This is a genomic window from Marinobacter sp. EN3 (assembly GCF_000475315.1).
GTDB lineage: Bacteria > Pseudomonadota > Gammaproteobacteria > Pseudomonadales > Oleiphilaceae > Marinobacter > Marinobacter nauticus.
In genome coordinates, this window is record NZ_AXCC01000063.1 from 137,183 (window position 1) to 162,424 (window position 25,242).

The window sequence follows — 25,242 nt, forward strand, 5'->3', positions numbered from 1 at the left end:
TCGAAGGCGAGGGCTTACTTTACCTCGACTTCGATCGCCTTCGGTTCTTTGGGCTCGGCCTTCTGGATGCTCAGTGTCAGCAGGCCGTCCTTGAAGTTGGCCTTCACACTGTTCTCATCCACGTTGTCCGGCAAGGTGAACCGGCGCATAAAGCTGCCGTAGAATCGTTCAATGCGGTGCAGCTTCTTGTCCTTGGTTTCCTCTTCGCTCTTGCGTTCACCCTGAATGGTGAGCACGCCGTCGTGTACGGTCACCTTCACATCGTCTTTGCTCATACCCGGCAGCTCGGCTTCCACCATGAAGGCCTCCGGGGTCTCCTTGATATCCACTGCAGGTGCCCAGTCACTGCGGCTGAACAGATCCTTGCCTTCCTGTTCACCGTTGGTGCGGGCCAGGCCGAACATCCGGTTGTAGCGGTTCATCATGTCTTCGAACTCACTGATCGGATTCCAGCGTGTAATGTTGCTCATGGGAACTCCTCCTTTAACGATGTCGAATCTGAGATGGTCATCAGCTTCGCTCGCGGAACAGCTCCAACCCGGTGGCGCCCCCGGATGGACTCCGTGAACTTCTGCTATTCTCGAAAGTAGGTGCAGGCGGGAAATTTTCAAGGTGCCCCTGATCAGAATTTGATCTGAATCAGGGGCGGTTGGTCAGGGCTTATTCGGCAGGATTCAGGTATTCGTCTTTCAGTTTGACGTAGTTGGCGGCGGTGTATTTGAAGAACGTTTTTTCCTTATCGCTCAGGGCCCGGGCCTGCTTGCACGGGGAGCCCACATACAGGTAACCGGATTCCAGGCGTTTGCCTGGCGGTACCAGGGTGCCGGCGCCGATAATGACTTCATCTTCCACCACGGCGCCGTCCATCACGGTACAGCCCATGCCGACCAGAACCCGGCTGCCAATGGTGCAGCCATGCAGCAGGGCTTTGTGGCCAACGGTCACGTCGTCGCCCAGGATCAGCGGCCAGCCGCCGGGGTTGTAGTCGCTGGCGTGGGTGATGTGCAGCACCGAGCCGTCCTGGATGCTGCAACGGTCGCCGATGCGGATCTTGTGCATGTCGCCTCGGATTACGGTCATGGGCCAGACCGAGCAATCCTCCCCCATTTGTACATCTCCGATGACCACGGCGCTGTCGTCTACCCAGGTGCGTTCGCCAAATTGTGGTGTGATACCCTTGTGAGTTCGTACATTCGCCATTACATATACCTCAATGCTGTCCAAGTGCGGTGCAAGGTGCCGGTGGGGGATGGCTTTCAGAAACACGCTCCTTCGGCACTCCTGCGGAGTCCGGCCCGCAATCACAGATTGCGGTCGCTCAGCGGTCGCATGAAGCTTCGCTTCATAAACGCTCGGCGGAGCCCCTGTGACGCTTGAGTTCCGCCATCCCTGGCTCCACACAGTTTCTGAAAGCCATCCCCCACCGGCACCCCGTAAGTTGGTGCAAGCTATCTCATTAACGAACGGCTGAGAAGGGGACCTATGAATAACCCGCTACTGACAGACGATCTGTTGCCGAAGTTCGGCCATATCCGTACCGAGCACATGGAAACAGCCATAGACCAGATTCTCAGCGAGAACCGGATGAAGATCCAGACGCTGGCCCAGCAGGAGGATCCCAGTTGGGAAACTCTGGCTCAGCCCATGCAGGAGCTGGAAAACAAGCTAAGCAATGCCTGGTCGGTGATCTCCCACCTGAACGGTGTCATGAACAACGATGACCTGCGCAAAGTGTACAAGAACTGCCTGGAAAAACTGACTGAATACAGTACCGAAGTCAGCCAGAACAGTGTCTTGTGTGAGGCCTATAAAAAACTGGCCGCCCGCGATGATTTCCACAATCTGAGCGAATCCCAGCGCAAGTCCATCGACAACATCCTGCGGGATTTCCGGCTCGGTGGTGTGGATCTGCCCGAGGACAAGAAAAAGCGTTACGCGGAACTGTCCCGGGAGCTGGCGGAACTGTCCAACAAGTTCAGCGATAACGTGCTGGACGCCACCCAGCACTGGTACAAACACATCACCGATGTGGACGAGCTGTCCGGTCTGCCCGAAACGGCCATTGAAGGCGCCAGGCAGGCGGCCCGGCAGAAGGAGCTGGACGGTTATGTGATTACCCTGGATTTCCCCAGTTTCTATCCGGTGATGACCTACGGTGACAACCGCAGCCTGCGCCGGGAAGTGTACGAGGCGTTTGTGACCCGGGCGTCAGATCAGGGCCCGGATGCCGCGAAGTGGGATAATACCCCGGTGATGGCTGAGATTCTCAAGCGTCGCCATGCCCTCGCCCAGTTGCTCGGATTCGACAACTACGCCGAGCGTTCGTTGGCCACCAAGATGGCCCGCAGTGTCGATGAGGTGATGGAGTTCCTGAATCAGTTGGCGGCGAAATCCAAGCCCCAGGCGGAGAAGGAGTTCGCCGAGCTGAAGGCTTTTGTGAAAGACGAATACGGCGTCGAGGATCTTCAGGCCTGGGATGTGGGTTATTACAGCGAGAAGCTGCGCCAGAAGCGTTATGACATTTCTCCGGAAACCCTGCGCCCCTGGTTCCCGGTGGACAAGGTAGTGCCGGGCCTGTTCCGGGTGGCAGAGAAGCTGTTTGATGTTCAGATCGAAGCCCATCCGGAGGTGGAAATCTGGCACGCAGATGCCCAGGCTTACTGCATCAGTCGCCACGGCGAGCCGATTGCCTGGTTCTACCTGGATCTCTATGCCCGCCAAGGCAAACGCGGTGGTGCCTGGATGGCGGACTGCCGGGTGCGCTGGCGCGATTTGCGCGGCCGGTTGCAGTTGCCAGTGGCGTTCCTGACCTGCAACTTCACGCCACCGGTGGACGGCAAGCCGGCATTGCTGACTCACGACGAAGTCACCACCCTGTTCCACGAATTCGGTCATGGTCTGCATCACATGCTGACCCAGGTCGAGGTGATGGATGTGTCGGGTATTAACGGTGTGGCCTGGGATGCGGTGGAGTTGCCCAGCCAGTTCCTGGAGAACTGGTGCTGGAATCCGGAGTCGCTGGCGCTGATTGCCAGTCACCATGAAACCGGAGAACCGCTGCCGGAAGATCTGCTGCAGAAACTGTTGGCGGCCAAGAACTTCCAGTCCGGGATGGCCATGGTGCGGCAGCTGGAGTTCTCGCTGTTCGATTTCCGGTTGCACGCGGAATTCAGCGAGCAGGCGCCGACCAATCCGCTCGACATGCACCGGACAGTGCGGGAAGAGATTGCCGTGGTTCAGGCGCCGGAGTTCAATCGTTTTCCGAATGCTTTCTCCCACATTTTCGCCGGGGGCTACGCGGCGGGCTATTACAGCTACAAGTGGGCGGAAGTGCTGGCGGCCGATGCGTTCTCGCTGTTTGAGGAGAATGGTATTTTTGATCCGGAAACCGGCAAGGCCTTCCTGCACAACATTCTGGAGAAAGGCGGCTCGCAGGAGCCCATGGAGCTGTTCAAGGCGTTCCGGGGCAGGGAGCCCGAGGTGGATGCCTTGCTGAAGCAGACCGGCATTACGGACGAAGCGGCCTGATACAAACACGCCCGGTGGTCGTACTGGCCATCGGGTGACTTATCTGGAGTTGAATTATGGCGAGTCCGAAACGCTTTATCGCCGGCGCTGTCTGTCCCCGTTGTGCGGAGATGGACAAGATCATGATGTTTACCGATGACCACGGTGAGCAGGTGCGCGAATGCGTGGCATGCGGGTTTACCGATGCCATGTCCGATCAGGAGCAGCCGGCGGCACCGGAGATCGAGACCCGGGTGAACAAGCGCGACAACAAGGACGATCACACGGTAAAACAGGTGGTGTTCTTCAAGTCCGGTTCAGAAGACTGATCCCCCGGCTTGCCTGGCCGTCTTCGGCCGGCGGCAAACCGAGGGCGTCGCCGGTGCCTCAGAGCACCATGGCGGCCAGCCAGCCGAAGGCCAGCAGTGGCAGGTTGTAGTGCAGGAACGTGGGCACCACGGTGTCCCAGATGTGGTTGTGCTGGCCATCCACATTCAGGCCGGCGGTGGGGCCAAGGGTGGAGTCTGATGCCGGAGAGCCGGCATCGCCCAGAGCACCCGCCGTGCCCACCAGGGCTACGATGGCCAAGGGGCTGAAGCCCAGTTGCAGGGCCAGTGGCACATACAGGGCGGCGATAATGGGGATGGTGGAGAATGATGACCCGATGCCCATGGTAATCAACAGGCCCACCACCAGCATCAGCAATGCTGCCAGCGCCTTGTTCTCGCCTATGGCGGCGACCGAACCTTCCACCAGAGTGGCGATTTCGCCGGTTTCCCGCATGACTTCCGCAAAGCCGTTGGCGGCGATCATGATGAAGCCGATCATGGCCAGCATTTTCATGCCTTCTGTGAACAGGTCGTCGGCTTCTTTCCACTTCACCACGCCAGAGACATTGAAAAGCACGAAGCCGGCCAGGGCGCCCAGGATCATGGAGCCCAGCCAGAGTTGCACCACGAACGCTACGGCAATGGCGACCAGCGCCATCACCAGCGTTCTGGGGCTGTATTTCACATCCACACGCTCGGTCTGTTCGATACGCTTGAGGTCATAGCCTCGACCGCCCCGGTAGCTGAAGAAGACCGCAACCAGCAGGCCAAGGAGCATGCCCAGGGCCGGCAGCGCCATGGCAGACATGACGTTCAGGTTGCTGGCATCAACGCCGTTGTCGGCCACGTTGGCCAGCAGGATTTCGTTCAGATAGATACCGCCAAAGCCTACCGGCAGGAACATATAAGGCGTGATCAGCCCGAAGGTCAGCACGCAGGCCACCAGCCGGCGATCCATGTTCAGTTTCGCCATCACGTACAGCAGTGGCGGCACCACCAGCGGAATGAAGGCGATGTGAATCGGCAGGATATTCTGGGACGACACGGCAATGGCCAGCAGCAGGCCGATGATCATGAACCGGATGCCGGTGGCAGCGCCCCCTTCATCCTGCCGGCCCACCATGGCCAGGGCCTTGTCGGCCAGGGCGTGGGCCAGCCCCGATTTTCCGATGGCGACGGCAAATGCACCCAGGGTGGCATAGGACAAGGCCACGGTGGCACCACCGCCCAGGCCGGTATTGAAGGCATTGATGGTATCTTCAAGGGACATACCCGCCACCAGGCCACCGGATATGGCGCCGATGATCAGGGCAACAACAACGTGAATGCGGCACAGGCTCAGTACGAGCATGATCAGTACCGCGGCAACTACGGCATTCATGGCAAACTCCGGATAGGAATCGAGGGTATACCGGCACCTTTTGGGCGCCGGCAGCACGAAAAGTGCGCTAATGTGCAGGAAATGGCCGCCGCAGTCAAAACGGTTGTGTAACCGTTACTCGTCCTCAACCCGCATGAAACGGGGAACCTGTTCGCCGGCCACATCGACGGTTTCCAGAAACATGGGGAGCGGGCGAACCCATAGACTATGGTCGCCGTACAGGCAGCGATAGACCACCAGCGGCTCTTCGGTTTCGCTGTGGCGGGCCACGCCGATCACGTCGTAGTCCTTGCCTTTGTAGTGCCGGTAGCGGCCGGGCTGAACCGTGTGTCTGCGTTCGGGCATGTCTTCCTCTCTGGTGGTAGCGGGGCTTTACCCCTTAATTTCGTCGGACTTGAGCCGGATATCCGTCTACACTGTTTGTGAAGCACGGTTGGTTATGGTATTTCCCATCAGAACACAACAGTGTAGTTCAAGCACTTCGGGCCGGAAATTACAGACAAGAATGAACGGGCGCATTTCCCGCAGAACAGGCATATTCCTTACCTTGCTGCTGTGCTTGGCCGTCAATGCTGCCCATGCCGAGCCGGTAGCCTTCCAATGGTTGTCGGTACCTCAGGGGGCCAGGGATGTCGAGGCGGTCCGCGCCTTCGGCCCTGACCAGTGGCAGACGGTTCCCGCAGGCCAGACCCTGAACCGGGGATTCAGTGACGACGAATTCTGGTTGCAGGTACGGGTACCGGCGCAACCCGCCAACCGGGTTCTGGAAGTGGGTTATCCCCTGCTCGATGAAGTGTCGGTGTATTGGGAACTGGATGGCCGGATTATCGAATCCCATCACACCGGGGATACCCGGCCGTTCGACAGCCGGCCAATTGTGCACCGCAATTTCGTCTTTCTGGTGCCGTCCAATACCGAGCCGGTCACCGCCTGGATTCGTGTGCAGACCCAGGGCTCGGTTCAGGTTCCCGTCGCGGTAACCCCGTCCGCCGAATTTCTTGCCAACGAGCAGATTTCCTATGGCTGGCAGACCATGTTCCTGGGAATCGTGGTCGCCCTGGCCCTGTATAACCTGTTTCTGTTCCTGATTGTCCGCCACCAGACCTATCTCTGGTATGTGCTGACAGTTGTCTGTTCCGGTGCCGTGCAGCTCAACTTCAATGGCCTGCTGTTCCAGTGGTTCTGGCCTGACGTGCCGTGGATCAACCGTTACTTCACTGTGCCGGTGGTCAGTGCCGCGCTGATTGCGGCCATTGTTTTCACCATGAAATTCCTGTTGGTCAAGAGTTACTCGCGCTGGGGTTATCGGATTCTTCAGGCACTGCTGGCGGTCAACCTGTTGGGTCTGATCTATGGTTTCCTCGGTTCTTACCAGGTGGGCATTATCTGGATAAGCAGTCTGGCTGCGTTCGCGACCCCGGTGGCCTGGCTGATTGGTATCAATGTCTGGCGCAGGGGCCAGATCCTGGGCGGCTTTTATGTACTTGCCTGGACGCCCTTGCTATTGGGGCACCTGGTGCTGGCAGTCAGCAAGCTGGGCTGGATTCCGCGCAGCCCGTTTACCGAACTGGCGCCCCAGGCCGGGGTGGCGGTTGAGGTGATCTTGCTGTCGTTTGCCCTGGCCTACCGGATCAACATGGAACGCCGGCGCCGGCAACAAGCCCAGGAGCATGCCCTGGACATACAGCGCCAGGCCAACCTGACCCTGGAATCCCGGGTTCGGGAACGCACCGAGGAGCTGGAGCAGGCAAACGAGCAGTTGCGGGCCATCAGTCTGACCGATGGCCTGACTCACGTCGCCAACCGGCGCCGGTTTGATGAGAAACTGGAAACCGAGTGGAACCGGGCGTTGCGTCACGAGCATGAACTGAGCCTGATTCTGCTGGATATTGACCACTTCAAGCAGGTGAACGACCGCTTCGGTCATCTGGTGGGGGACGATTGCCTGGTGGCGCTGGCCTCGATTCTGTCCGATGAAGTCCAGCGCTCTGGGGACCTGGTGGCTCGTTACGGCGGTGAGGAGTTCGCCATTCTGCTGCCCACCACGGATGTGGCCGGCGCGCAGCAAGTGGCGGAACGGATGCGGCTGTCGGTCGCCCGAACGCCGGTCAACAGCGGCGAGCATATGTCGCCGGTCAGCCTGACCATCAGTTTGGGTGTGGCGACACTGACCCCCAACCGGCAATCCGATTGTCAGGAACTGATTCGCCGCGCCGATGAGGCGCTCTACGCCGCCAAGTCTGATGGGCGCAACCGGGTGGTGGTCTGGCACCCGAAAGCGGTTGCGCCCACCACCGGCTGACCTCAGTTCTTGAGCTTGTACCGGCCCGGCCCCAGGAAAATCAGCGCCAGTGCGGTGAACAGGAAGAAGCCCTGAAGTTCCAGCGCCCAGCCGCCATTGCTGCTCAGGGTCAACAGCTGATGGCCATGCACCAGGGCGATGGCAACGATCATGTTGAAGACAATGATCAGGGCGCCAATCCGGGTCTGGTATCCGAGAATCACCATCAGCGGTGCAATGACTTCCCCGATATAGACGCCGTAGGCCAGGATCGTGGGCAGGCCATGGCTGGCCAGGTGGCCTTCGATAAAGCCAATGCCATTGAGCAGTTTGGCGATGCCGTGGAACAGCAGTAACCCGCCCAGTGTCAGCCGTACAATCAGTTTTCCAAGATCGGCATTATCCAGCACGTTTGGCCTCCTCAGTGTTGTTCGGGAGGGCAAGAATACTGGTTTTCCGGAGGCAATTCAGTGACGTGTTGTTATTAAACTCAGCACGACGGCCCGAGGGCGAAGCGGATGTGGTTCCGCTCCAGCAGGTTTTCCCAGTACTGTCGCATCCAGTCCCAGGCCTGGTTATTGACCTGGTCGATGAAGGGTTCCAGGTCCAGGTCGTAGTAATCCGGGGTGCCGGCAATCTGGAGTACGGTAACGGTAATGGCATCGTCCAGCTCATTGGCGAAGGGTTCACCAATGAGCTCGTGCACCAACAGGTTGGCCCGGGTGGCTTCCAGGTCAATCAGTTCGCTGGCGCGGGTAGAGCGGTTGTTATCGTGCATTTCTTCCATCAACCGGTGGCACAGGTAAGCGCGTATGAGCAGCCCGTCCAGGCCATCGTAGCGGACCAGCAGTACTGAGGGCTGGGTGAAGTAGCGGGTAGCGGCATCAATGAAGGGTTGGAACAGTTCGGTTATGCCGGCTTCCCGGGCACAGGCGTCAACACATTCCACCAGCCTGGGCGCCATCTCGATGTATTCCACCGCGAACTGGAACAGGGACGTTGCCGGTTGATAGCCATCCACCACCACCGAACCCGGCAGCCGGGCGGCTTTCTCTTTCATCTGGCGTAAGAAGGCGCCGGATCGTGCTTCCTGGCGCCTTGCCTGATCGATGATTTCAAGGACGGCCTGTGGTGTCATTTCAGGAGATGCCGAAGTCTGAACAATGTGAGGTCGCAAGGCGCCTCCCGTTCTATCAAGGAGTAACCGGAGGCAGGAAAGCAGGGGCTGGCTACCGCAACATGCCTGCCGTTTCTGACTAGTGTAGCCAAGATTTGTTGCCTTGCTGCCTGTACTGGCAAATTTAACGGTTACGGTGTGTATAGCTGGCGTCAGCGTGCATCAAACCACCGGCCCTCGCGGGTATAGCGCCGGCACAACCAGCCCATGCTTCCGGCTCGCGCCAGCATCAGCGTAATGAGCGAAAACCAGAGTCCGTGGTTGCCCCACCCGGTGGTCAGCCACCAGACCGGCAGAAACACAGCCAGCGCTGAAAACAGCATGGTGTTCTGCATTTCCCGGGTGCGGGTGGCGCCGATGAACACACCATCAAGCAGAAAACCCCAGACCGAGGCAAATGGCAGCAGCCAGAGCCAGGGCAGGTATTGCCAGGCGGTAGTTCGCACCTCCTCCAGACCGGTCAGCAGGCTGATCAGCCAGCGGCCGCCGAGCACGAACGCAACGGTCAGTAGCAACGCGCCCCAGATCGACCAGCGCAGGGCGCTCAGGAAGACCATGCGGAACCGGCGCCTGCTGTTCTGGCCAATGGCCTCACCCACCAAAGCTTCGGCAGCATTGGCGAAACCGTCCAGGGCATTGGAAATCACCAGCAAAAAGGTGATCAGCACGGCGTTGGCGGCCAGGATGACATCGCCCTGCCGGGCACCCTGAGCGGTGAAAAACGCCAGTACCAGCAGCAGGGCAATGGTGCGAACCATGATGTAACGGTTCACCTGCAGAATGGTCAGGTAGTCTGCCAACTGTCCGAACAGCGCGCGGGTCAATCGCTGGCCTTCGGGCATCCTCCGAAGCACGATGGCAAACCCGATCAGGGCAGCACCGTATTCCGCCATCACGGTGGCCATGGCCACGCCCCGGCTGTTCCAGCCCAGTACCGTAACGAAGAACACGTCCAGCACAATGTTGATGCCGTTGGCGATGATCAGCATCACCATGGGGCCGCGGGGGAACTGGGTGCCGATCAGCCAGCCCACCAGGGTGTACTGGCACAGCACCGCGGGCGCACTCCAGATACGGATGGCCGCGTATTCTGCCGCCAGAGCGGCCACCTCGGGGCTGGGATTCATCAGCTCCAGACCGATCCGGATCAGCGGTTGGTGGAACAGAACCAATAACAGCCCGATGCCGATGGCCAGCAGGATTGAGCGTAATAGCAGCGCGACCTGAGCAAAGGCATCCCGTTTGCCCCAGGCCTGCGCCGCCAGACCGGTGGTGCCCATGCGCATGAAGCCGAAGGTCCAGTACAGAATGCTGAACAGGTTGGCGCCCACGGCGACCGCGCCCAGGTATTCCGGACTGTGCAGATGGCCGAGCACGGCGGTGTCCACCAGGCCCAGCAGGGGCACGGTGAGATTGGTCAGCATCAGTGGCCAGGCCAGTGCCCACAGGCGTCGGTCAATGATGCCGGGCGCACGCTGCTTATTCTTTATGCTTCTCAAAACTCTGCACTTATCTTATTTGGATTTAAGGATTTTTTAGTCTTTTTTTGATCTGTGTCTATACTCAATTTTGATGTATCCATAAGCAGGCTTTCACTCGGGGATTTCCGACGGTTGCGAGTGCCATCGGTAAATTTCGGAGGGATGACGCAAAATCCGACAAGAATAACACTCTGTGGAGACACAGTATGCGCGTGCATGCCAAGCGGGCAGTAGCCCTAGCCGCTGGTCTGTTGTCACCGGCTGTGGTCGTGGCCGACTGGACCATGAACATGACGCCCGGTGTAACCGGCACCAGTAATCAGATTTTCAGCCTTCACATGACCATTCTCTGGATCTGCGTCGCCATCGGTGTGGTGGTGTTCGGGGTCATGTTCTGGTCCATTTTCGCACATCGCAAATCCCAGGGCGCGAAACCGGCCAATTTCCACGAGAACACGGTGGTCGAAATTCTCTGGACCATCATTCCGTTCGCCATTCTCGTGGCCATGGCCATTCCCGCCACGGCAACGCTGGTGGAGATGTACGACACCACCGAATCCGAAGTGGATATCAAGGTCACCGGCTATCAGTGGCGCTGGCAGTATGAGTATATCAATGAAGATTTTGGTTACTTCTCCAGCCTGTCCACACCCCGGGACCAGATCGAGAACCGCCAGGCCAAGGGTGAAAACTACCTCCTGGAAGTGGACAACCCGCTGGTGATTCCAGTCGGCAAGAAAGTGCGTTTTCTGTTGACCGCCAATGACGTAATCCACTCCTGGTGGGTGCCGGAGTTTGGCGTGAAGAAAGATGCCATCCCCGGTTTTATCAATGAAACCTGGACCCGGGTGGATGAGCCGGGCATTTACCGTGGCCAGTGCACCGAGCTGTGTGGCAAGGACCACGGCTTCATGCCGGTGGTGGTCGAGGCGGTGCCGGAAGAGGAATACAACGCCTGGGTGGCGGAGCAGCGCGAGGCAGCCGAGAAAGAACGCCAGCTGACCCAGAAAGACTGGACTCTGGAAGAATTGATGGCGCGTGGTGAGAAGGCTTATGCCACAGCCTGTGCGGCCTGCCACCAGGCGGATGGCAGCGGGGCCCCCCCGGCGTTCCCCGCGCTCAAGGGTAGCCCGATTGCGACCGGAGATATGACGGCTCACATCGACATTGTGGTGAACGGCAAGTCCGGGACGGCGATGCAGGCGTTCGGCAACCAGCTGAGCGAAGTGGACCTGGCCGCGGTGATTACCTATGAGCGTAATGCCTGGGGTAACAACACCGGCGATATGGTCACGCCCAAGGAAATTTTTGATTACAAGAACCAGCAGTAATCAACGCCAGATAACAACAATCACCAGCCACATCAGAAGGCGGTAACGGGGGTTTTCATGAGTGCGGTTGCAGATACCCACAGCCAGGAACATCACCACGGCCCGGCCAAAGGCATCAGCCGCTGGCTGCTGACCACAAACCATAAAGACATCGGGTCCATGTACCTGATGTTCAGTTTTGCCATGTTCCTGCTCGGCGGCAGCATGGCCATGGTCATCCGGGCCGAACTGTTCCAGCCCGGCCTGCAGATTGTGCAGCCGGAGTTCTTTAACCAGATGACCACCATGCACGGTCTGATCATGGTGTTCGGGGCGGTCATGCCGGCTTTTGTCGGGTTAGCCAACTGGATGCTGCCCTTGATGATCGGCGCGCCGGACATGGCACTGCCGCGCATGAATAACTGGAGTTTCTGGCTGCTACCCTGCGCCTTCCTGATTCTGGTCTCCACCCTGTTCATGCAGGGCGGCGCCCCCAACTTCGGCTGGACCTTCTATGCGCCGCTGTCCACCACCTACGGGCCGCCCAGTACCACGTTCTTTATCTTTGCGGTGCATATCATGGGGGTGTCCTCGATCATGGGCGCCATCAACGTCATTGCCACCATTCTGAACATGCGGGCACCGGGCATGACCCTGATGAAAATGCCCCTGTTCGTCTGGACCTGGCTGATCACCGCGTTCCTGCTGATTGCGGTCATGCCGGTACTGGCCGGTGTGGTGACCATGATGCTGATGGACATCAACTTCGGTACCAGCTTCTTTGATGCCTCCGGTGGTGGCGATCCGGTGCTGTTCCAGCATGTGTTCTGGTTCTTTGGGCATCCGGAGGTGTACATCATGATCCTGCCGGCGTTCGGGGCCATCTCCCACATTGTTGCGGCCTTCTCCCGCAAGCCGCTGTTTGGCTATGCCTCCATGGTGTATGCGGTGGGTGCCATTGCCCTGTTGTCGTTCGTGGTCTGGGCGCACCATATGTTTACCGTGGGTATTCCACTGGCCGGGCAGTTGTTCTTCATGTACGCCACCATGCTGATTGCCGTGCCCACCGGGGTGAAGGTGTTCAACTGGGTCACCACCATGTTCCGGGGCTCCCTGAGTTTCGAGGCGCCCATGCTGTTTGCCGTGGCCTTTATCATTCTGTTCACTATCGGTGGTTTCTCCGGGCTGATGCTGGCCATCGCGCCTGCGGACTTCCAATACCACGATACCTACTTTGTGGTCGCGCATTTCCATTATGTGCTGGTGCCCGGTGCCATCTTCGGCATCTTCGCTTCCGCCTACTTCTGGCTGCCCAAGTGGACCGGCCACATGTACGACGAAACCCTGGCCAAGACCCACTTCTGGCTGTCGTTCATCGGCATGAACCTGGCTTTCTTCCCCATGCATTTCCTGGGGCTGGCGGGCATGCCCCGACGGATTCCGGATTACGCGCTGCAGTTTGCTGACTTCAACATGGTATCGAGCATCGGGGCTTTTATGTTCGGCGTCAGTCAGTTGCTGTTCCTGTTCATCGTGGTGAAGTGTGTGCGAGGGGGCGAGAAGGCCGCCGCCAAACCCTGGGATGGTGCGGAAGGGCTGGAATGGACGGTGCCCTCACCGGCGCCCTATCACACTTTCTCGACACCGCCGGAAGTGAAATAACCGGGAGGTCGCCATGGCAGAGCCACAACACGGCAAACGCAGCAACGGTCGGGTGATTGCCTGGTGCATGGCCGGCGTGGTCGGTATGTTCGCCTTCGGCTTCGCCCTGGTGCCCCTGTACGACGTGTTCTGCGAAATCACCGGTATCAATGGCAAGACCGGCGGCCGGTACGAAGCGCAGGTCACCAACCAGGTGGATGCCAACCGCACCGTGACGGTCCAGTTCCTGGCCAGTAATGGCCCGGGCATGTCCTGGGAATTCCGGCCGGTGACCCGCAGCATCAAGGTGCATCCCGGTGAGCCGGTGACCGTCAATTTCTACGCCGAAAATGGCAGCGACCAGGCCATGGTGGGACAGGCAGTTCCCAGCCTGTCCCCGGCTGAGGGCACCCTGTACTTCCACAAGACCGAGTGTTTCTGTTTCAACCAGCAGCCCCTGGAAGCCGGCGAAAGCACAGAAATGCCTCTGGTGTTTATCGTGGATCCGGAACTGCCGGAACACATCACCAAGCTGACACTGTCCTACACCCTTTACGACCAGAGCCAGAAGGCCGAGGTATCGGGTGCCGCCGGGGCAGCAAAAACAACCAACAATAACGGCTAAGCCATCGGAGACAGCTATGGCGGATCACCAGACCTACTACGTTCCCGAACAGAGCAAGTGGCCCATTGTCGCCACCGTTGGCCTGGGGGTCACCCTGTATGGCGCGGCAGCCATCATGGTGAACGGCAACCAGGGTGAAAGCACCACCGGTTCCTGGATCATGTTCTGGATTGGCGCGCTGATCATGGCGTACATGCTGTTCGGCTGGTTCGGCAGCGTCATCCGCGAGAGCCGGGCCGGACTTTACAGCGACCAGATGGACCGCTCTTTCCGCTGGGGGATGAGCTGGTTCATTTTCTCGGAAGTCATGTTTTTTGCGGCGTTCTTCGGTGCGCTCTTCTACGTTCGGATGTTCGTAGTGCCCTGGCTGGGGGGCGAGGGTGATAAAGGCAGTAGCAACATGCTGTGGGAAGGCTTTCAGGCCAGTTGGCCTCTGGTCAGCAACCCTAACCCGGAGGCCTACCCGGGCCCGAAGGAAGTGATCGGGCCCTGGGGCCTGCCGCTGATCAACACCATCCTGCTGGTAACCTCGTCGTTCACCGTGACCATTGCCCACCATGCCCTGAAAGCGGGTCACCGGGCCAAGGTGAAGCTGTGGCTGGGAGCCACCATTGCGCTGGCGGTGGTGTTCATGTTCGTACAGGGGTACGAGTACATGCACGCCTATCAGGACCTGGACCTGACCCTGCAGTCCGGCATCTATGGCAGTACGTTCTTTATGTTAACGGGTTTCCACGGGGCCCACGTGATGCTGGGTACGTTGATGCTCGCCATCATGCTGGTCCGGATCATCAAAGGCCATTTCACCGCCGACAATCATTTCGGCTTTGAAGCGGCAGCCTGGTACTGGCATTTTGTGGACGTGGTCTGGCTGGGTCTGTTTGTGTTCGTGTATGTGCTCTGAGGCAGGTGAAGTCAGGGCGTCGGGTTCAGGGTGAGATCGCCGGTCCAGAGCGCGATCAGCACCACGGCCAGTAATAGCACGCTGAGCGAGACCCGCACCGCCAGTGAGTTCACCACACGGTTGGTTTTACCGCCGTCCCGAATCAGGAAAAACAGCCCGCTGAACAGGCTGATAATGACGGCGAACAGCAGTACGACAATGGCAAGTTTTAACATGAGGAATCCGGTTGTATCAGGTCCGCAGCCTGTTGAGCATTCTGGTGCCGGGAACAACGCCCCGGTTCGTTACCTCACTATAGCAGAGCGGCGCTAAGTGGGTTCCAGCTCCCGCCGCTGGCAGTTCGACTGGCGCCTGCTGGTCTTCAGCGGTGTCTTTCTGCCTCTGCTGATCAGTCTGGGAGTCTGGCAGCTGAACCGCGCCGCGGAAAAAACCAGTCTGCTGCGGACCTGGAATTCAGAAAGCGCCGGGTGGGACTGGCAGGATGTGGCGGCTGCAGATGGATGGCAGGAGGGCCAACCGGTCACCCTGACCGGTTGGTACCGGGAGCAGACCTGGTTGCTGGACAATCGGACCCGGGACGGCCGCGCCGGTTACGAAGTCCTGACGCTTTTTGAGCCGCTCTCAGGCCCTTTGGTGGTGGTCAACCGGGGCTGGGTGCCGGCACCGGCCAGTCGTGAGCAACTACCGGAAGTGCTGACGCCTGAGCCTCTGTTCACCCTTCAGGGCCGGCTGGCGGCCTATCCGGAACCGCCGGTGCTGGGGGCGCAGGAACCCGATACACCTGGCTGGCCGAGACGGGTCCAGGCGTTGCCGGAGAGCCGGGTTCGGGCGTTGGGCAACACGCCGGCCCCGATGATTGTTCACCTTGCCGACAGCCAGCAACCGGGTGCATATCGGGCGGACCGGGCGCCGGATGTGATGGGCCCGCAGACGCATTATGGATACGCCGCCCAGTGGTTTGCACTGGCGGTAGCACTGACTATATTGACTCTGGTGGCGAGTTATAAAAAAGACAGCGAAAGACCCAAGGCAGGAGCCGACAATGACAACGACAACGGCTGACTCTCTCTCTCATTCTGATGGCCCGAGCCCGGCTCAGGTCAGGCGGGGCCGGCGCACCGCCATGCTGCTCTTTGCGGTGGGGTTCGGCCCCATGCTGGTGGCGACGGTCATGTTTTACACCGGTTGGCTTAACCCGGCCGGCCAGAGCAATCAGGGGCAGTTGGTGCAACCGCCGGTGCCGGTGGCAGAGCTGAATCTGCAAACCGCTGCGGGGGATCCCCTGCAGGCGCGTTTTGGTGTTGATGTCGCCGACCCGAAATGGCTGATGCTGGTGGCCTCGGAGCGTTGTGCGGAAGATTGCGAGCAGCTGCTGTATCTGGCTCGCCAGGTTAACGTTGCGCTTGGCAAGAACGCGCCGCGTGTTGGCCGTGCCGCCTATCTGGGCACGGTACCGGCGGATCTGGAGCGGCGCTGGTCTGAGGAGTACCAGTTGATGGAGCGCCTGCAACCGGCCGCTGGCAAGACACCGGCATGGCCCGCCGGGATCAACCCGGAGCAGCAACCGAGAATCCTGCTGATCGACCCGTTTGGCAATGTGATGATGCACTATGGCAGCGAACATACCGGCAAACAGCTGCTGAAAGATCTGAAGCACCTGCTGAAACTGTCACAGATTGGCTAACGGGAGGCCTGCGGTATGACGGCGATGTCTCCGGAGCAATCCCGGGCAATAGCAAAGAAACTGGCGTTCTGGGCCACCCTGGCCTGTTTGCTGGCGGTGGTGGTGATCATGCTCGGTGCCTGGACACGGCTGGTTCACGCCGGCCTGGGATGCCCGGACTGGCCTGGCTGTTATGGCTTTCTGACCGTACCCCAGGATGAAACCCGCATCGCCATCGCCAATGCCCGTTTCCCGGAGACCCCGGTGGATGTCTCCAAGGGCTGGCCGGAAATGATCCATCGCTACGCCGCCGGTACCCTGGGACTACTGGTATTCGGGCTGGCCATTGCCTCGGTGCGCAATCGCAGAGCGGGGCTTCCGGTCAAACTGCCGCTGTTCATTGCCGGCTTTATCGTGTTGCAGGCCGCGTTCGGCATGTGGACGGTTACCCTCAAGCTCTGGCCTCAGGTGGTAGCCCTGCATCTGCTGGGCGGATTTACCACCCTGAGCCTGTTGTTGTTGCTGACCCTGCGGCTCCGGCGGCGGGCGCGGGAAAGTGAGGCGCCGCGGCCGGCGATGGCGGCATCCCTGGCAAGACTCCGACCCTGGCTGTATGGCGGTTTGCTGCTGGTCATTACCCAGATTGCCCTGGGGGCCTGGACGGCAGCCAACTACGCTGCCGTTGCCTGTACCGATCTGCCTACCTGTCAGGGTCAGTGGTGGCCCGAGGGCATGGATTTTCAGCATGGATTTGATATCACCCAACATGTTGGTCCCAACTATCTGGGCGGCCAGCTGACCAGCGATGGCCGGGTTGCTATTCACGTCAGCCATCGCCTGGGCGCGGTCCTTGTGTTGGGTTATCTGGCCATATTGCTGGGGCTGCTGTGGCGCCAGCGAGCCCAGAGCGGTCTCGACAGGGCCATCGCTCTGGTGGGCGGTGCCCTGGTGCTCCAGTTCTGTCTGGGGCTGACCAACGTCTGGCTGCACATTCCCCTGATCGTTGCCGTTGCCCATAACGCCATGGGCGCTGGCCTGTTACTGTCGATGGTGCACCTGATCTGGCGGCATCATCAGCTGGCCCTGCCAGCACTATCCCCCGCACCTCATACAACAACCATAAACCGGGAGGTTACGGCATGAGCGAACAAGTGAAGGCGCTGCCGATCCAGAATCCAACGCATGCGAGCACTATTTCCTGGCGCGATTACCTGGAACTGACCAAGCCCCGGGTAGTGGCATTGATGATTCTTACCTCGGTGATCGGCATGCTGCTGGCAGCACCAGGCATTCCCGGATGGAGCGTGCTGCTATTCGGCAACCTGGGAATCGCCCTGCTGGCCGGTGCGGCTGCGGTGGTGAACCACGTGGTGGATCAGAAGATTGATACCGTGATGGCCCGCACTCGCAAACGGCCGGTGGCGACTGGCCGGATTGCGCCGCTGGACGCCCTGCTGTTTGCTACCGTGCTGGCGGCTCTGGGTATGGTCGTGCTGGTGTGGCAGGTGAACGAGCTAACCGCCTGGCTGACGCTGGCCTCCCTGGTGGGTTACGCCGGTGTTTACACCCTGTTCCTGAAACGGGCGACGCCACAGAACATTGTCATCGGTGGGCTGGCCGGTGCCATGCCGCCACTGCTGGGCTGGACCGCGGTCACTGGCCAGGTGGAAGGCCACGCGCTGTTGCTGGTTCTGATCATCTTCGCCTGGACGCCACCGCATTTCTGGGCTCTGGCCATCCACCGCAAGGAGGAATACGCCAAGGCTGGTATTCCCATGCTGCCGGTGACCCACGGCAATCGTTACACCGAACTGCATATTCTGCTCTATACCCTGATGCTGCTGGCCGTCAGCCTGCTACCGTTTGTCACAGGCATGTCCGGCGGTATTTACCTGGTGGGCGCCCTGGCGCTAGGCTTGAGGTTCCTGCAATATGCTGTTCGCCTGCTGCGCGGCGACGACCGGCGGGTAGCGCTGAACACCTTCAAATATTCCATCACCTATCTGATGGCGTTGTTTGTGGTGTTGCTGGTAGATCATTTTGTCTTTGTCCCGGCCTGACTGGCCGGGGTCAAGCCTGGTTGGGAGACCCTATGGGGCGGTCGATTCGGATCACGTTGTTTGCTCTGTTGTTGCTGGTGGTGCTGGTGTTCGGCCTGACAGTGGGTCGGCAGGTCTTTCTGGTGGGGGGCGAACCGGTACCGGCGCCGGATCTCAGCCAGTACAACGCCTATGTCTACGACCAGCCAAGGCCCCTGGTGGAGTTCTCTCTGACCAACGAGGAAGGAGAGACGGTCACCCGGGAAGATCTCCGGGGCCGGTGGACCTTCGTGTTTGTGGGCTATACCAATTGCCCGGACATCTGCCCCGCTGCCATGGCCAATCTGCGCCGTACCGACCAGTTGCTGTCCCCGGAATTACCCCAACCGGACTATCTGCTGGTCTCGGCAGACCCGGAGCACGATACCCCGGCGAAGCTGAAGGCCTATACCGATTTCTTTGGTGAGCATTTCCACGGCCTGACCGGCGATCTGGACACCCTGCGCCAGGTCGCCAAGAGCGTGAGCGCGGTGTTTGTGCACCGGCAGGTGAATGGCGAGTTGCTGGTGGACCACAGCGGGCATTTTGCCTTGCTCAATCCGGACGGCGACGTTCAGGCGCTGATCCAGCCACCCCACAAGCCGGAACAGCTGGCCGAAGCCTTTGAGCGTATCTACCAGTGGGCCAACGCCAATCGCCAGCCAGGCTGAGGCGAAGGTCTCACTGACAAGCATTGGTTAGTCACCTACACTACCCGGTTTCCGTTGATAACCTGACGACCGGGCCTATGCCATGACTTCTGCAAATACCCCCACCCCCAGGCAACTGTTTACGGTTCTGCTCGCCGGTAGCCTGGTGTTGCTGGTTGTCCACGGCCTTGGCCGATTCATCTACACCCCGTTGTTGCCCTACCTGGTGGCCGATAACCAGTTCAACGCGCCGGATGGAGCTGCGGTGGCCACCTGGAACTACCTCGGCTATCTGATGGGGGCAATGCTGGCCATCCGTTGGCACAGAATCGACCAGATCCGGCTGATGTTGCCTCTTTTCCTGGCGGTTCATGTGGTCACCACGCTGATCGTGACCCAGACCGACCAGTTGACGGTGATTTCTGTCACCCGCTGGCTGAACGGTGTGGCGAACGGCGTGGTATTCGTCCAGGCGCCAGCTCTGATTCTGGAGTGGCTGGTAATGCGCAACCGGGCCTCTCTCAGCGGTCTGGTCTATATCGGTGTTGGTGTAGGGCTGCTGGTGTCCAGCGGCCTGGTTACCGGAACCGCCGGCCTGCTGGAGGGCGCGGAGCGCTGGTGGCCGGCTGCCCTGTTGTCGATTCCCCTGGCCTGGTGGGGTGCCATGCAGTTACGGCAACTGGAGGTGCCGGTGCGCCAGCATGATGACGCCGGTAAGGCAGTGGTCAATACCCCGTTGCTGGATCGCGCCAGCATCCCGCTGTTTCTGTCCTATGCCGGGGCGGGCCTGGGCTACATCCTGCCCATGACCTTCCTGCCCCTGTTGGCAAAACTGGAACTGCCTGAGGGCCACGCCTTGCTGGACGGGACCTGGGTGATCGTCGCTCTGTTCACCATCCCGGCGCCCTGGCTGTGGAACAAACTGGGGGCCCTGATGGGAGACTTGCCCGCCCTTCGCCTGAATTTTCTGATTCAGCTGGCCGGTGTACTGGCCACCGTGGTCTGGCCTGGCGCCTTGGGCTTGGTGTTGTGTGCCGCCCTGGTCGGCAGCACCTTTCTGGGCACGGTATTGCTGACCCAGCGCATCGGGCGCGCGCTGCATCCGCATCAGGGCCCGCGCCTGTCGGCAGCGATGGTGGCACTGTATGGCTTTACCCAGATGGTCGGCCCCTGGCTGACCAAACAGTGGCTGGATGCGGGAGGCACCCTGGTGTCGGCTTTCGGCATCGGGGTGGCAGCGTTGGCGTTTGGCCTGGTATTCGCGTTCTTCGTGCCCCGGCCTGAAGCCTGGCATGCCCGCTCCTGAGGCATGGTAAACTGCGGCCACATTCCGGCAAGCACCCCGTACCATGCTCCCGATTGATGGCATCCTCCCAGAACTGACCCGCACACTGGCAAAGACCACCACCGCTTTGCTCCAGGCGCCGCCCGGCGCGGGTAAAACCACCCGGGTACCGTTGGCCCTGCTGGATGCGCCCTGGCGCGATGGCCGCAAAATCCTGATGCTCGAACCCCGCCGACTGGCGGCCCGGTCGGCAGCGCGGTATATGGCCCGGCAACTGGGAGAGGCGCCCGGGCAGACGGTGGGCTATCGCACCCGACTGGATACCAGGGTCTCAGGCACCACCCGGATCGAAGTAGTGACCGAGGGTATACTCACCCGCCTGATCCAGACCGACCCCATGCTGGAAGACTATGCCGCTGTTCTGTTTGACGAATTCCATGAGCGTTCCCTGCAGGCCGATCTGGGGCTGGCACTGGTGCGAGAGAGTCAGCAGGCCCTGCGAGAAGACCTGCGCCTTCTGGTGATGTCCGCGACACTGGATACCGCGCCCATTGCCAAGGTGCTGGGGGACGTGCCGGTGATTTCCAGTGAAGGCCGGGCGTTTCCGGTGGATGTCCTTTATCGGCCCTTGTCCCGCAATGCCCGGATGGTGGATCACGTAACGGCGGTGGTGCTGGAGGTCCTGGGAGACCAGGCTGGCTCGGTGCTGGTGTTCCTGCCCGGGGCCGGTGAAATTCGCCGGGTGGCGCAACAGCTGGCCGGACAACTGCCGGCAAACGTGGTGCTGGCAACCTTGTACGGCAACCTCAAGGCTGAAGAACAGGACCGGGCCATCGCACCGGCCCCGGACGGTGCTCGCAAGGTGGTCCTGGCCACTGCCATTGCCGAGACCAGCCTGACCATTGAAGGCGTGCGGGTAGTGGTTGATGCCGGCCAGCAGCGTCGGGCCGTGTTTGATCCCAACAGTGGCATGACCCGCCTGATCACCGGCCGGGTGTCCAAAGCCTCTGCCGAGCAGCGTAAAGGCCGGGCAGGACGGGTCGAACCGGGGGTGTGCTACCGGTTATGGAGCGAGTCGGAGCAGTTTGGGCTGGCTGAGTTCACGCCAGCGGAGATTCAGGAGGCGGACCTGGCGCCGCTGGTACTGGAGCTGGCCCAGTGGGGGGCTCGTTCACCGGATCAGGTGGCCTGGATTGATGCGCCGCCACAAGCCCACTGGCAGCAGGCGGTGGATTTATTGCAGTGGCTGGATTTGCTGGATGCTGACGGTGCTATTACCGATCACGGCAAGGCCGCCCGGGATCTGGGGATGCATCCCCGCCTGGCCCATATGGTTCTCCGGGGCAGGGCCCTGGGATTTGGCCAGCTGGCGGCGGAACTGGCGGCATTGCTGGAAGAGCGTGATTTGCTGGGGCCAGGCTCCGGTGCGGATTTGCACGAACGGATCCGGGTGGTACGGGGACAACGGCCACCCCGTGGTCTGGATACGGCCCGGTTACAGGCGGTACGGCAGGCGGCGAAACGGTTGTGCCGGGAGCCGGGGTCACGGAGCGAACCCGTTGCTACCGAGGTGGGCCGGGTTTTAGCCCAGGCCTATCCGGACCGCATTGCCCGTCGCCGTTCGGGCGAGGCACCGCGCTACCAGCTCAGCAATGGCAAGGGGGCGAGCCTGCGGGAACATGATCCGCTGGCCCGGGAGAATTGGCTGGTGGCCGCGGACCTGGACGGTAAGGCCCGGGAGGCGACGATTTATCTGGCGGCGCCAGTGGATCTGGGGGATCTGGAGCAGGACCTGGCTGCGCACATACAAGAACGGGAAGAAGCCCTCTGGGACGACAAGCGGGGCACAGTGGTGGCGCGTCACGTACGCAAGCTTGGCGCCCTGATACTGGCGGAAAAGCCGTTGCAACAGGTGGCCCCCGAACTGATCCAGCAGGGTTTGCTGGATGCCGTCCGTCGCAAAGGACTGGATCGGCTGCCCTGGAACGAGGCCGCCCGCCAGTGGCAGGCCCGGGTGCAGTTACTGGCCACACAGTTCCCCGGTCACTGGCCGGATGTGACGGATTCTGCCCTGCTGGCCGGTGTGGAAAGCTGGTTGGCGCCGTTTATGGCCGGCATGCAGCGGTGGTCGGATCTGGCCCGGCTTGATCTGACATCCGCCCTGAACAGCCTGCTCGATTATCCACAGCAACAAGAACTGGATGAACTGGCTCCGAAAGCTCTGGCCATCCCCACCGGCCAGAAGGTGACGCTGGATTACACGGCCGACAACGGCCCGGTGCTAGCTGCCAAGCTGCAGGCCCTGTTTGGCTGGACTGAAACACCGACGGTGGCGGGCGGCCGGGTGCCCGTGGTAACCCACCTCCTGTCCCCGGCCCAGCGCCCGCTGGCCGTCACGGCAGATCTCGCCAGCTTCTGGCAGAACGCCTATCCACAGGTACGAAAAGAACTCCGGGGCCGCTACCCGAAACACCCCTGGCCGGAAGATCCGCTTACGGCCCAGGCTCAGCAGGGAACGAAAAAACGCCCTGCTCGCTGATTCGTCCACTGATCAGCTGCACCGGAACAGGCTCAAAATAGAGGTTGCGAACGGTAATGTGCTGGCCGGCCGGTGCACCGAGTTGGTTCGCCGCCATTTCTTCCAGTGTGACTTCATCGTGTGGCGCCGTGCTGTCCTTGAAGCTGTCTGCCAGCACCCAGAGCGGTTTTGCCTCGGCCCTGGCCAGCAAGGCCAGCGGATAACTGCCCGCCTTGTTGAGAAAGTGGCCATCGGCCAGCCAGGTGTCACAGCCGCACAGCACTAAGTCCGCCTTCGGAACGAACAGCCCCATCTGGGCATCGGTGATCACCGTCACCGGCACGCCCAGTTCATCCAGTTCACGGGCCAGGGTAAAGCCCTCGTTACCGGGACTACCCTGGGTACAGATTACCGAGAAGTTGCGGCCCTGCTGTACCAGTAAACGGAACACTGCCAGTACCTGGGAGCTACGGCTGTGAGTGAAAATTCTGGCCCGCTCCGGAATCCGTGTCGTGGCGATTTCCGCCACACGTTGGTTGGCGGAGGCAATCTGCTCGAGAACCGAGTCCACCACTGGCAGCGCCTGTTCAGCCGCAGAAGCACCGTCCTGGCTGCCTATTAGGCTCTGACGCACCCGTTCAATGGCATTGGCCAGCGGCACCATGCTGGGACGGGCTCCGGCAAGATCGTTAAGCAGTTTTTTGAGAGTATCCGGGGATACTCCACCCGCGGCCAGCCATTGGCGCACCAGCGTCAGCGCTCTGGTTGCCAGCTGGGCGGCACCGGATTGGGTGTCAGCGCGTACGGTTTCGATAATATTGCAGGCCCGGGAATCGGGTTCAGGGGTGCCCATGGCAGGCTCCGGTAAGTCAGCGAGTGATTACCGGAGCTTAGCAGCCCGTGGCCGTTACCGGATGATGGACCGGCTCTTTTCCAGATACACCGCGCCTTGCTCTTTCACGGTATCCGGGGCTGCGTGCTCGGAAGCCTTGTGTACTTTCTCCAGCCGCTCGGCAATGTCTTCCAGCTCATGGTCCAGTTTGCCCAGGGCATTTTCCAGAGTGTAGGTGAGCTGATGGACTTCGTTCATCGCCTCTGGTGTCAGATCACCGGCCAACACCTGCTCAAGCCGGTTGTTGTACTCGGAGAAATTGGCCACCGCCTGTTCCAGGGTTTTCGAGGGTTCGCCTTTGTAGTGATCGTACTCATCATCGGCGAAGGCCGGAAGGGTGAACAGCAGGCTGGCAGCGGCCAGCATCAGGTGTTTTGTCATGGTCAGTTCCTCATTAGTGATAACTAATGCGAATTATTGTCAGTATCATTAACTGTGACCATGAGATCGGTCAATTTACGCATAAAATAACCCTTGCCAGGGTTCCAAAGCTGGATAAAATGCAGCCAATTTTCACTCTGTGCGGCTGTCACCATGCACCTTGTCTCATTCAACGTGTTCCGTACCCTTGGCTTTCCCGACACCACTGTACTGAAGCCCGAGCATTTCCTTCGCCACAAGCCGCTGCTGCAGGAGGCGGACTGGGTGCTGTTCCCGGAATACTGGCAGATCAACGCCCTGGTGCATGGCTTGAAGTGCCGGGTGTTCCCCAGTATCGCCAGTTATCGCATTGGTCACGACAAGGTGGAAATGACCCGCGCCTTTCAGACCGTGGCGCCGGAACACACACCCTGGACCTTGATTGAAGCCAATGGTCCACAGGAACGTGACATGCTGTGGGACACCATGGCCCTGCCTTTCGTGGCCAAACTACCCAAGGCCAGCATGGGCGAAGGTGTGTGGTTGATCGAGTCCCGGGCCGACTGGCTGAAGTACTGTGATCGCACAGACGTTCTCTACGTGCAGGAGTACCTGCCGATCGATCGGGATGTGCGGGTAGTCGTGGTGGGTGATCAAGTGGTGACCGCCTACTGGCGTACCCAGTCGGAGCAGGGGTTCTACAACAACGTGGCCAAGGGTGGCCAGATTGTGGCTGGTGATGTGCCGGCGGCCGCTACCGATCTGGCCCTGCGTCTGGCCCGGGAACTGGAAGTAGACCATGCCGGTTTTGATATCGCCCTGGTGGAAGGCTATCCCTATGTGCTGGAATTCAACCGTCTGTTCGGCAATCAGGGCCTGGGTCAGGGCAGTGACCTGAAAGACGCCATACTGGATTATCTGCAGCGCCAGAGCCGGCCCCAGGACCCGGATGGCCCCACTGAGCCAACGCCGTTGTGGCCAGTAGCGGTGTGACACAAAATGCTGTGCCATAGGTCCGGTTTCGGTCGCCGGATTTATGGGTATAACTGCGCATTTGCGGTGATCGGAAAAAGGCCCGATGATCGCGCCATTCACGGGTAACACAGCCAGTCTGTGCTACCCTTTTTTATGCCCGTTTACCCTGTGGAGGGACACACCAC

At 60.2% G+C, this 25,242-nt stretch carries 25 protein-coding genes; 15 read left to right on the plus strand and 10 right to left on the minus strand.

The genetic code is table 11. From position 1 onward, the window contains the following. Positions 1-14 precede the first annotated feature (14 nt). Together Q675_RS34455 and Q675_RS34460 are read right to left on the minus strand one after the other, a co-directional pair. Positions 15-470: an Hsp20/alpha crystallin family protein gene (locus tag Q675_RS34455; RefSeq protein ID WP_022992658.1), complete on the minus strand. Its 456-nt coding sequence runs from the start codon at positions 468-470 to the stop codon at positions 15-17. 190 nt (positions 471-660) lie between these two features. Continuing rightward, positions 661-1,200 carry a gamma carbonic anhydrase family protein gene (locus tag Q675_RS34460; protein WP_011783633.1) on the minus strand — a complete coding sequence of 180 codons (540 nt, stop codon included), beginning with the start codon at positions 1,198-1,200 and terminating at the stop codon, positions 661-663. A gap of 282 nt (positions 1,201-1,482) precedes the next feature. Here Q675_RS34460 and prlC point away from each other — a divergent pair, with 282 nt between their 5' ends. Together prlC and Q675_RS34470 are read left to right on the plus strand one after the other, a co-directional pair. Continuing rightward, positions 1,483-3,528, plus strand: a complete 2,046-nt coding sequence (gene prlC / locus Q675_RS34465) for an oligopeptidase A (RefSeq protein ID WP_022992660.1) — start codon at positions 1,483-1,485, stop codon at positions 3,526-3,528. Between the two features lie 56 nt (positions 3,529-3,584). Further along, entirely contained in the window at positions 3,585-3,836 is a 252-nt protein-coding gene (locus Q675_RS34470; protein WP_011783635.1) for a YheV family putative zinc ribbon protein, read from the plus strand. A 58-nt stretch (positions 3,837-3,894) separates the two neighbouring features. Here the strand turns inward: Q675_RS34470 and Q675_RS34475 are convergent, their stop codons facing one another. Then, positions 3,895-5,217, minus strand: a complete 1,323-nt coding sequence (locus tag Q675_RS34475; RefSeq protein WP_022992661.1) for a Na+/H+ antiporter family protein — start codon at positions 5,215-5,217, stop codon at positions 3,895-3,897. A gap of 114 nt (positions 5,218-5,331) precedes the next feature. Beyond that, positions 5,332-5,562, minus strand: coding sequence for a DUF1653 domain-containing protein (locus tag Q675_RS34480; RefSeq protein ID WP_011783637.1), 231 nt, complete (start codon positions 5,560-5,562; stop codon positions 5,332-5,334). 160 nt (positions 5,563-5,722) lie between these two features. Between Q675_RS34480 and Q675_RS34485 the strand changes: the two genes are divergently transcribed. Then, positions 5,723-7,519, plus strand: coding sequence for a diguanylate cyclase (locus tag Q675_RS34485; RefSeq protein WP_022992662.1), 1,797 nt, complete (start codon positions 5,723-5,725; stop codon positions 7,517-7,519). Between the two features lie 2 nt (positions 7,520-7,521). On the opposite strand, the gene Q675_RS34490 is transcribed toward Q675_RS34485, so the two are convergent. The 3 genes from Q675_RS34490 to Q675_RS34500 all read right to left on the minus strand — a co-directional run bounded on the left by Q675_RS34490 (position 7,522) and on the right by Q675_RS34500 (position 10,174). Next, positions 7,522-7,908 (minus strand): DoxX family protein, encoded by a 387-nt coding sequence (locus tag Q675_RS34490; RefSeq protein WP_022992663.1) that lies wholly within the window; start codon positions 7,906-7,908, stop codon positions 7,522-7,524. Positions 7,909-7,988: 80 nt separating this feature from the next. Next, positions 7,989-8,636 carry a hypothetical protein gene (locus Q675_RS34495; RefSeq protein WP_031211724.1) on the minus strand — a complete coding sequence of 216 codons (648 nt, stop codon included), beginning with the start codon at positions 8,634-8,636 and terminating at the stop codon, positions 7,989-7,991. A gap of 191 nt (positions 8,637-8,827) precedes the next feature. Then, positions 8,828-10,174 carry an MATE family efflux transporter gene (locus Q675_RS34500; RefSeq protein ID WP_023011941.1) on the minus strand — a complete coding sequence of 449 codons (1,347 nt, stop codon included), beginning with the start codon at positions 10,172-10,174 and terminating at the stop codon, positions 8,828-8,830. A gap of 188 nt (positions 10,175-10,362) precedes the next feature. Between Q675_RS34500 and coxB the strand changes: the two genes are divergently transcribed. The 4 genes from coxB to Q675_RS34520 are packed head-to-tail and all read left to right on the plus strand — an operon-like array spanning position 10,363 to position 14,636. Next, positions 10,363-11,487 (plus strand): cytochrome c oxidase subunit II, encoded by a 1,125-nt coding sequence (coxB, locus tag Q675_RS34505; RefSeq protein WP_011783642.1) that lies wholly within the window; start codon positions 10,363-10,365, stop codon positions 11,485-11,487. A gap of 57 nt (positions 11,488-11,544) precedes the next feature. Continuing rightward, positions 11,545-13,128: a cytochrome c oxidase subunit I gene (ctaD, locus tag Q675_RS34510; RefSeq protein WP_011783643.1), complete on the plus strand. Its 1,584-nt coding sequence runs from the start codon at positions 11,545-11,547 to the stop codon at positions 13,126-13,128. Between the two features lie 13 nt (positions 13,129-13,141). Beyond that, complete coding sequence (locus tag Q675_RS34515; RefSeq protein WP_022992666.1) at positions 13,142-13,732, plus strand: cytochrome c oxidase assembly protein; 591 nt, start codon at positions 13,142-13,144, stop codon at positions 13,730-13,732. A 16-nt stretch (positions 13,733-13,748) separates the two neighbouring features. After that, positions 13,749-14,636 (plus strand): cytochrome c oxidase subunit 3, encoded by an 888-nt coding sequence (locus Q675_RS34520; RefSeq protein ID WP_023011942.1) that lies wholly within the window; start codon positions 13,749-13,751, stop codon positions 14,634-14,636. Positions 14,637-14,647: 11 nt separating this feature from the next. Here the strand turns inward: Q675_RS34520 and Q675_RS34525 are convergent, their stop codons facing one another. Then, on the minus strand, positions 14,648-14,851 hold the full coding sequence (locus Q675_RS34525) for a twin transmembrane helix small protein (RefSeq protein ID WP_011783646.1): 204 nt from the start codon (positions 14,849-14,851) through the stop codon (positions 14,648-14,650). Between the two features lie 97 nt (positions 14,852-14,948). Here Q675_RS34525 and Q675_RS34530 point away from each other — a divergent pair, with 97 nt between their 5' ends. The 7 genes from Q675_RS34530 to hrpB all read left to right on the plus strand — a co-directional run bounded on the left by Q675_RS34530 (position 14,949) and on the right by hrpB (position 22,851). Beyond that, positions 14,949-15,698 carry an SURF1 family protein gene (locus Q675_RS34530; RefSeq protein ID WP_023011943.1) on the plus strand — a complete coding sequence of 250 codons (750 nt, stop codon included), beginning with the start codon at positions 14,949-14,951 and terminating at the stop codon, positions 15,696-15,698. Continuing rightward, entirely contained in the window at positions 15,679-16,320 is a 642-nt protein-coding gene (locus tag Q675_RS34535) for a hypothetical protein (protein ID WP_031211729.1), read from the plus strand. Before Q675_RS34530 ends, Q675_RS34535 begins: the two co-directional genes overlap by 20 nt. 15 nt (positions 16,321-16,335) lie before the next feature. Then, complete coding sequence (locus tag Q675_RS34540) at positions 16,336-17,442, plus strand: COX15/CtaA family protein (RefSeq protein WP_023011945.1); 1,107 nt, start codon at positions 16,336-16,338, stop codon at positions 17,440-17,442. Further along, positions 17,439-18,359, plus strand: a complete 921-nt coding sequence (gene cyoE, locus Q675_RS34545; protein ID WP_023011946.1) for a heme o synthase — start codon at positions 17,439-17,441, stop codon at positions 18,357-18,359. Before Q675_RS34540 ends, cyoE begins: the two co-directional genes overlap by 4 nt. A gap of 32 nt (positions 18,360-18,391) precedes the next feature. Next, positions 18,392-19,048, plus strand: coding sequence for an SCO family protein (locus Q675_RS34550; RefSeq protein ID WP_023011947.1), 657 nt, complete (start codon positions 18,392-18,394; stop codon positions 19,046-19,048). Between the two features lie 82 nt (positions 19,049-19,130). After that, a complete protein-coding gene (locus tag Q675_RS34555; protein ID WP_023008105.1) occupies positions 19,131-20,333 on the plus strand; it encodes a YbfB/YjiJ family MFS transporter in 1,203 nt (400 codons plus the stop codon). A gap of 43 nt (positions 20,334-20,376) precedes the next feature. After that, positions 20,377-22,851 carry an ATP-dependent helicase HrpB gene (hrpB, locus tag Q675_RS34560; protein WP_023011948.1) on the plus strand — a complete coding sequence of 825 codons (2,475 nt, stop codon included), beginning with the start codon at positions 20,377-20,379 and terminating at the stop codon, positions 22,849-22,851. On the opposite strand, the gene Q675_RS34565 is transcribed toward hrpB, so the two are convergent. Next, complete coding sequence (locus Q675_RS34565) at positions 22,805-23,683, minus strand: translation initiation factor eIF-2B (protein WP_023011949.1); 879 nt, start codon at positions 23,681-23,683, stop codon at positions 22,805-22,807. The two genes, hrpB and Q675_RS34565, sit on opposite strands and share 47 nt — an antisense overlap. Before the next feature lie 54 nt (positions 23,684-23,737). Then, entirely contained in the window at positions 23,738-24,103 is a 366-nt protein-coding gene (locus Q675_RS34570) for a DUF6746 family protein (protein WP_022991803.1), read from the minus strand. Between the two features lie 153 nt (positions 24,104-24,256). Here Q675_RS34570 and Q675_RS34575 point away from each other — a divergent pair, with 153 nt between their 5' ends. Further along, a complete protein-coding gene (locus tag Q675_RS34575) occupies positions 24,257-25,075 on the plus strand; it encodes an ATP-grasp domain-containing protein (RefSeq protein WP_023011950.1) in 819 nt (272 codons plus the stop codon). The last annotated feature ends 167 nt before the right edge of the window (positions 25,076-25,242 follow it).

Coding starts and splice junctions, on each gene's coding strand:
- Q675_RS34475 (WP_022992661.1), bottom strand. CDS start 5,217: ATGAATGCCGTAGTTGCCGCGGTACTGATCATGCTCGTACTGAGCCTG.
- Q675_RS34485 (WP_022992662.1), top strand. CDS start 5,723: ATGAACGGGCGCATTTCCCGCAGAACAGGCATATTCCTTACCTTGCTG.
- Q675_RS34550 (WP_023011947.1), top strand. CDS start 18,392: ATGGGGCGGTCGATTCGGATCACGTTGTTTGCTCTGTTGTTGCTGGTG.
- Q675_RS34565 (WP_023011949.1), bottom strand. CDS start 23,683: ATGGGCACCCCTGAACCCGATTCCCGGGCCTGCAATATTATCGAAACC.
- coxB (WP_011783642.1), top strand. CDS start 10,363: ATGCGCGTGCATGCCAAGCGGGCAGTAGCCCTAGCCGCTGGTCTGTTG.
- Q675_RS34480 (WP_011783637.1), bottom strand. CDS start 5,562: ATGCCCGAACGCAGACACACGGTTCAGCCCGGCCGCTACCGGCACTAC.
- Q675_RS34460 (WP_011783633.1), bottom strand. CDS start 1,200: ATGGCGAATGTACGAACTCACAAGGGTATCACACCACAATTTGGCGAA.
- Q675_RS34540 (WP_023011945.1), top strand. CDS start 16,336: ATGACGGCGATGTCTCCGGAGCAATCCCGGGCAATAGCAAAGAAACTG.
- Q675_RS34495 (WP_031211724.1), bottom strand. CDS start 8,636: ATGACACCACAGGCCGTCCTTGAAATCATCGATCAGGCAAGGCGCCAG.
- Q675_RS34570 (WP_022991803.1), bottom strand. CDS start 24,103: ATGACAAAACACCTGATGCTGGCCGCTGCCAGCCTGCTGTTCACCCTT.
- ctaD (WP_011783643.1), top strand. CDS start 11,545: ATGAGTGCGGTTGCAGATACCCACAGCCAGGAACATCACCACGGCCCG.
- Q675_RS34515 (WP_022992666.1), top strand. CDS start 13,142: ATGGCAGAGCCACAACACGGCAAACGCAGCAACGGTCGGGTGATTGCC.
- Q675_RS34535 (WP_031211729.1), top strand. CDS start 15,679: ATGACAACGACAACGGCTGACTCTCTCTCTCATTCTGATGGCCCGAGC.
- prlC (WP_022992660.1), top strand. CDS start 1,483: ATGAATAACCCGCTACTGACAGACGATCTGTTGCCGAAGTTCGGCCAT.
- Q675_RS34525 (WP_011783646.1), bottom strand. CDS start 14,851: ATGTTAAAACTTGCCATTGTCGTACTGCTGTTCGCCGTCATTATCAGC.
- Q675_RS34470 (WP_011783635.1), top strand. CDS start 3,585: ATGGCGAGTCCGAAACGCTTTATCGCCGGCGCTGTCTGTCCCCGTTGT.
- hrpB (WP_023011948.1), top strand. CDS start 20,377: ATGCTCCCGATTGATGGCATCCTCCCAGAACTGACCCGCACACTGGCA.
- Q675_RS34520 (WP_023011942.1), top strand. CDS start 13,749: ATGGCGGATCACCAGACCTACTACGTTCCCGAACAGAGCAAGTGGCCC.
- Q675_RS34575 (WP_023011950.1), top strand. CDS start 24,257: ATGCACCTTGTCTCATTCAACGTGTTCCGTACCCTTGGCTTTCCCGAC.
- Q675_RS34455 (WP_022992658.1), bottom strand. CDS start 470: ATGAGCAACATTACACGCTGGAATCCGATCAGTGAGTTCGAAGACATG.
- cyoE (WP_023011946.1), top strand. CDS start 17,439: ATGAGCGAACAAGTGAAGGCGCTGCCGATCCAGAATCCAACGCATGCG.
- Q675_RS34555 (WP_023008105.1), top strand. CDS start 19,131: ATGACTTCTGCAAATACCCCCACCCCCAGGCAACTGTTTACGGTTCTG.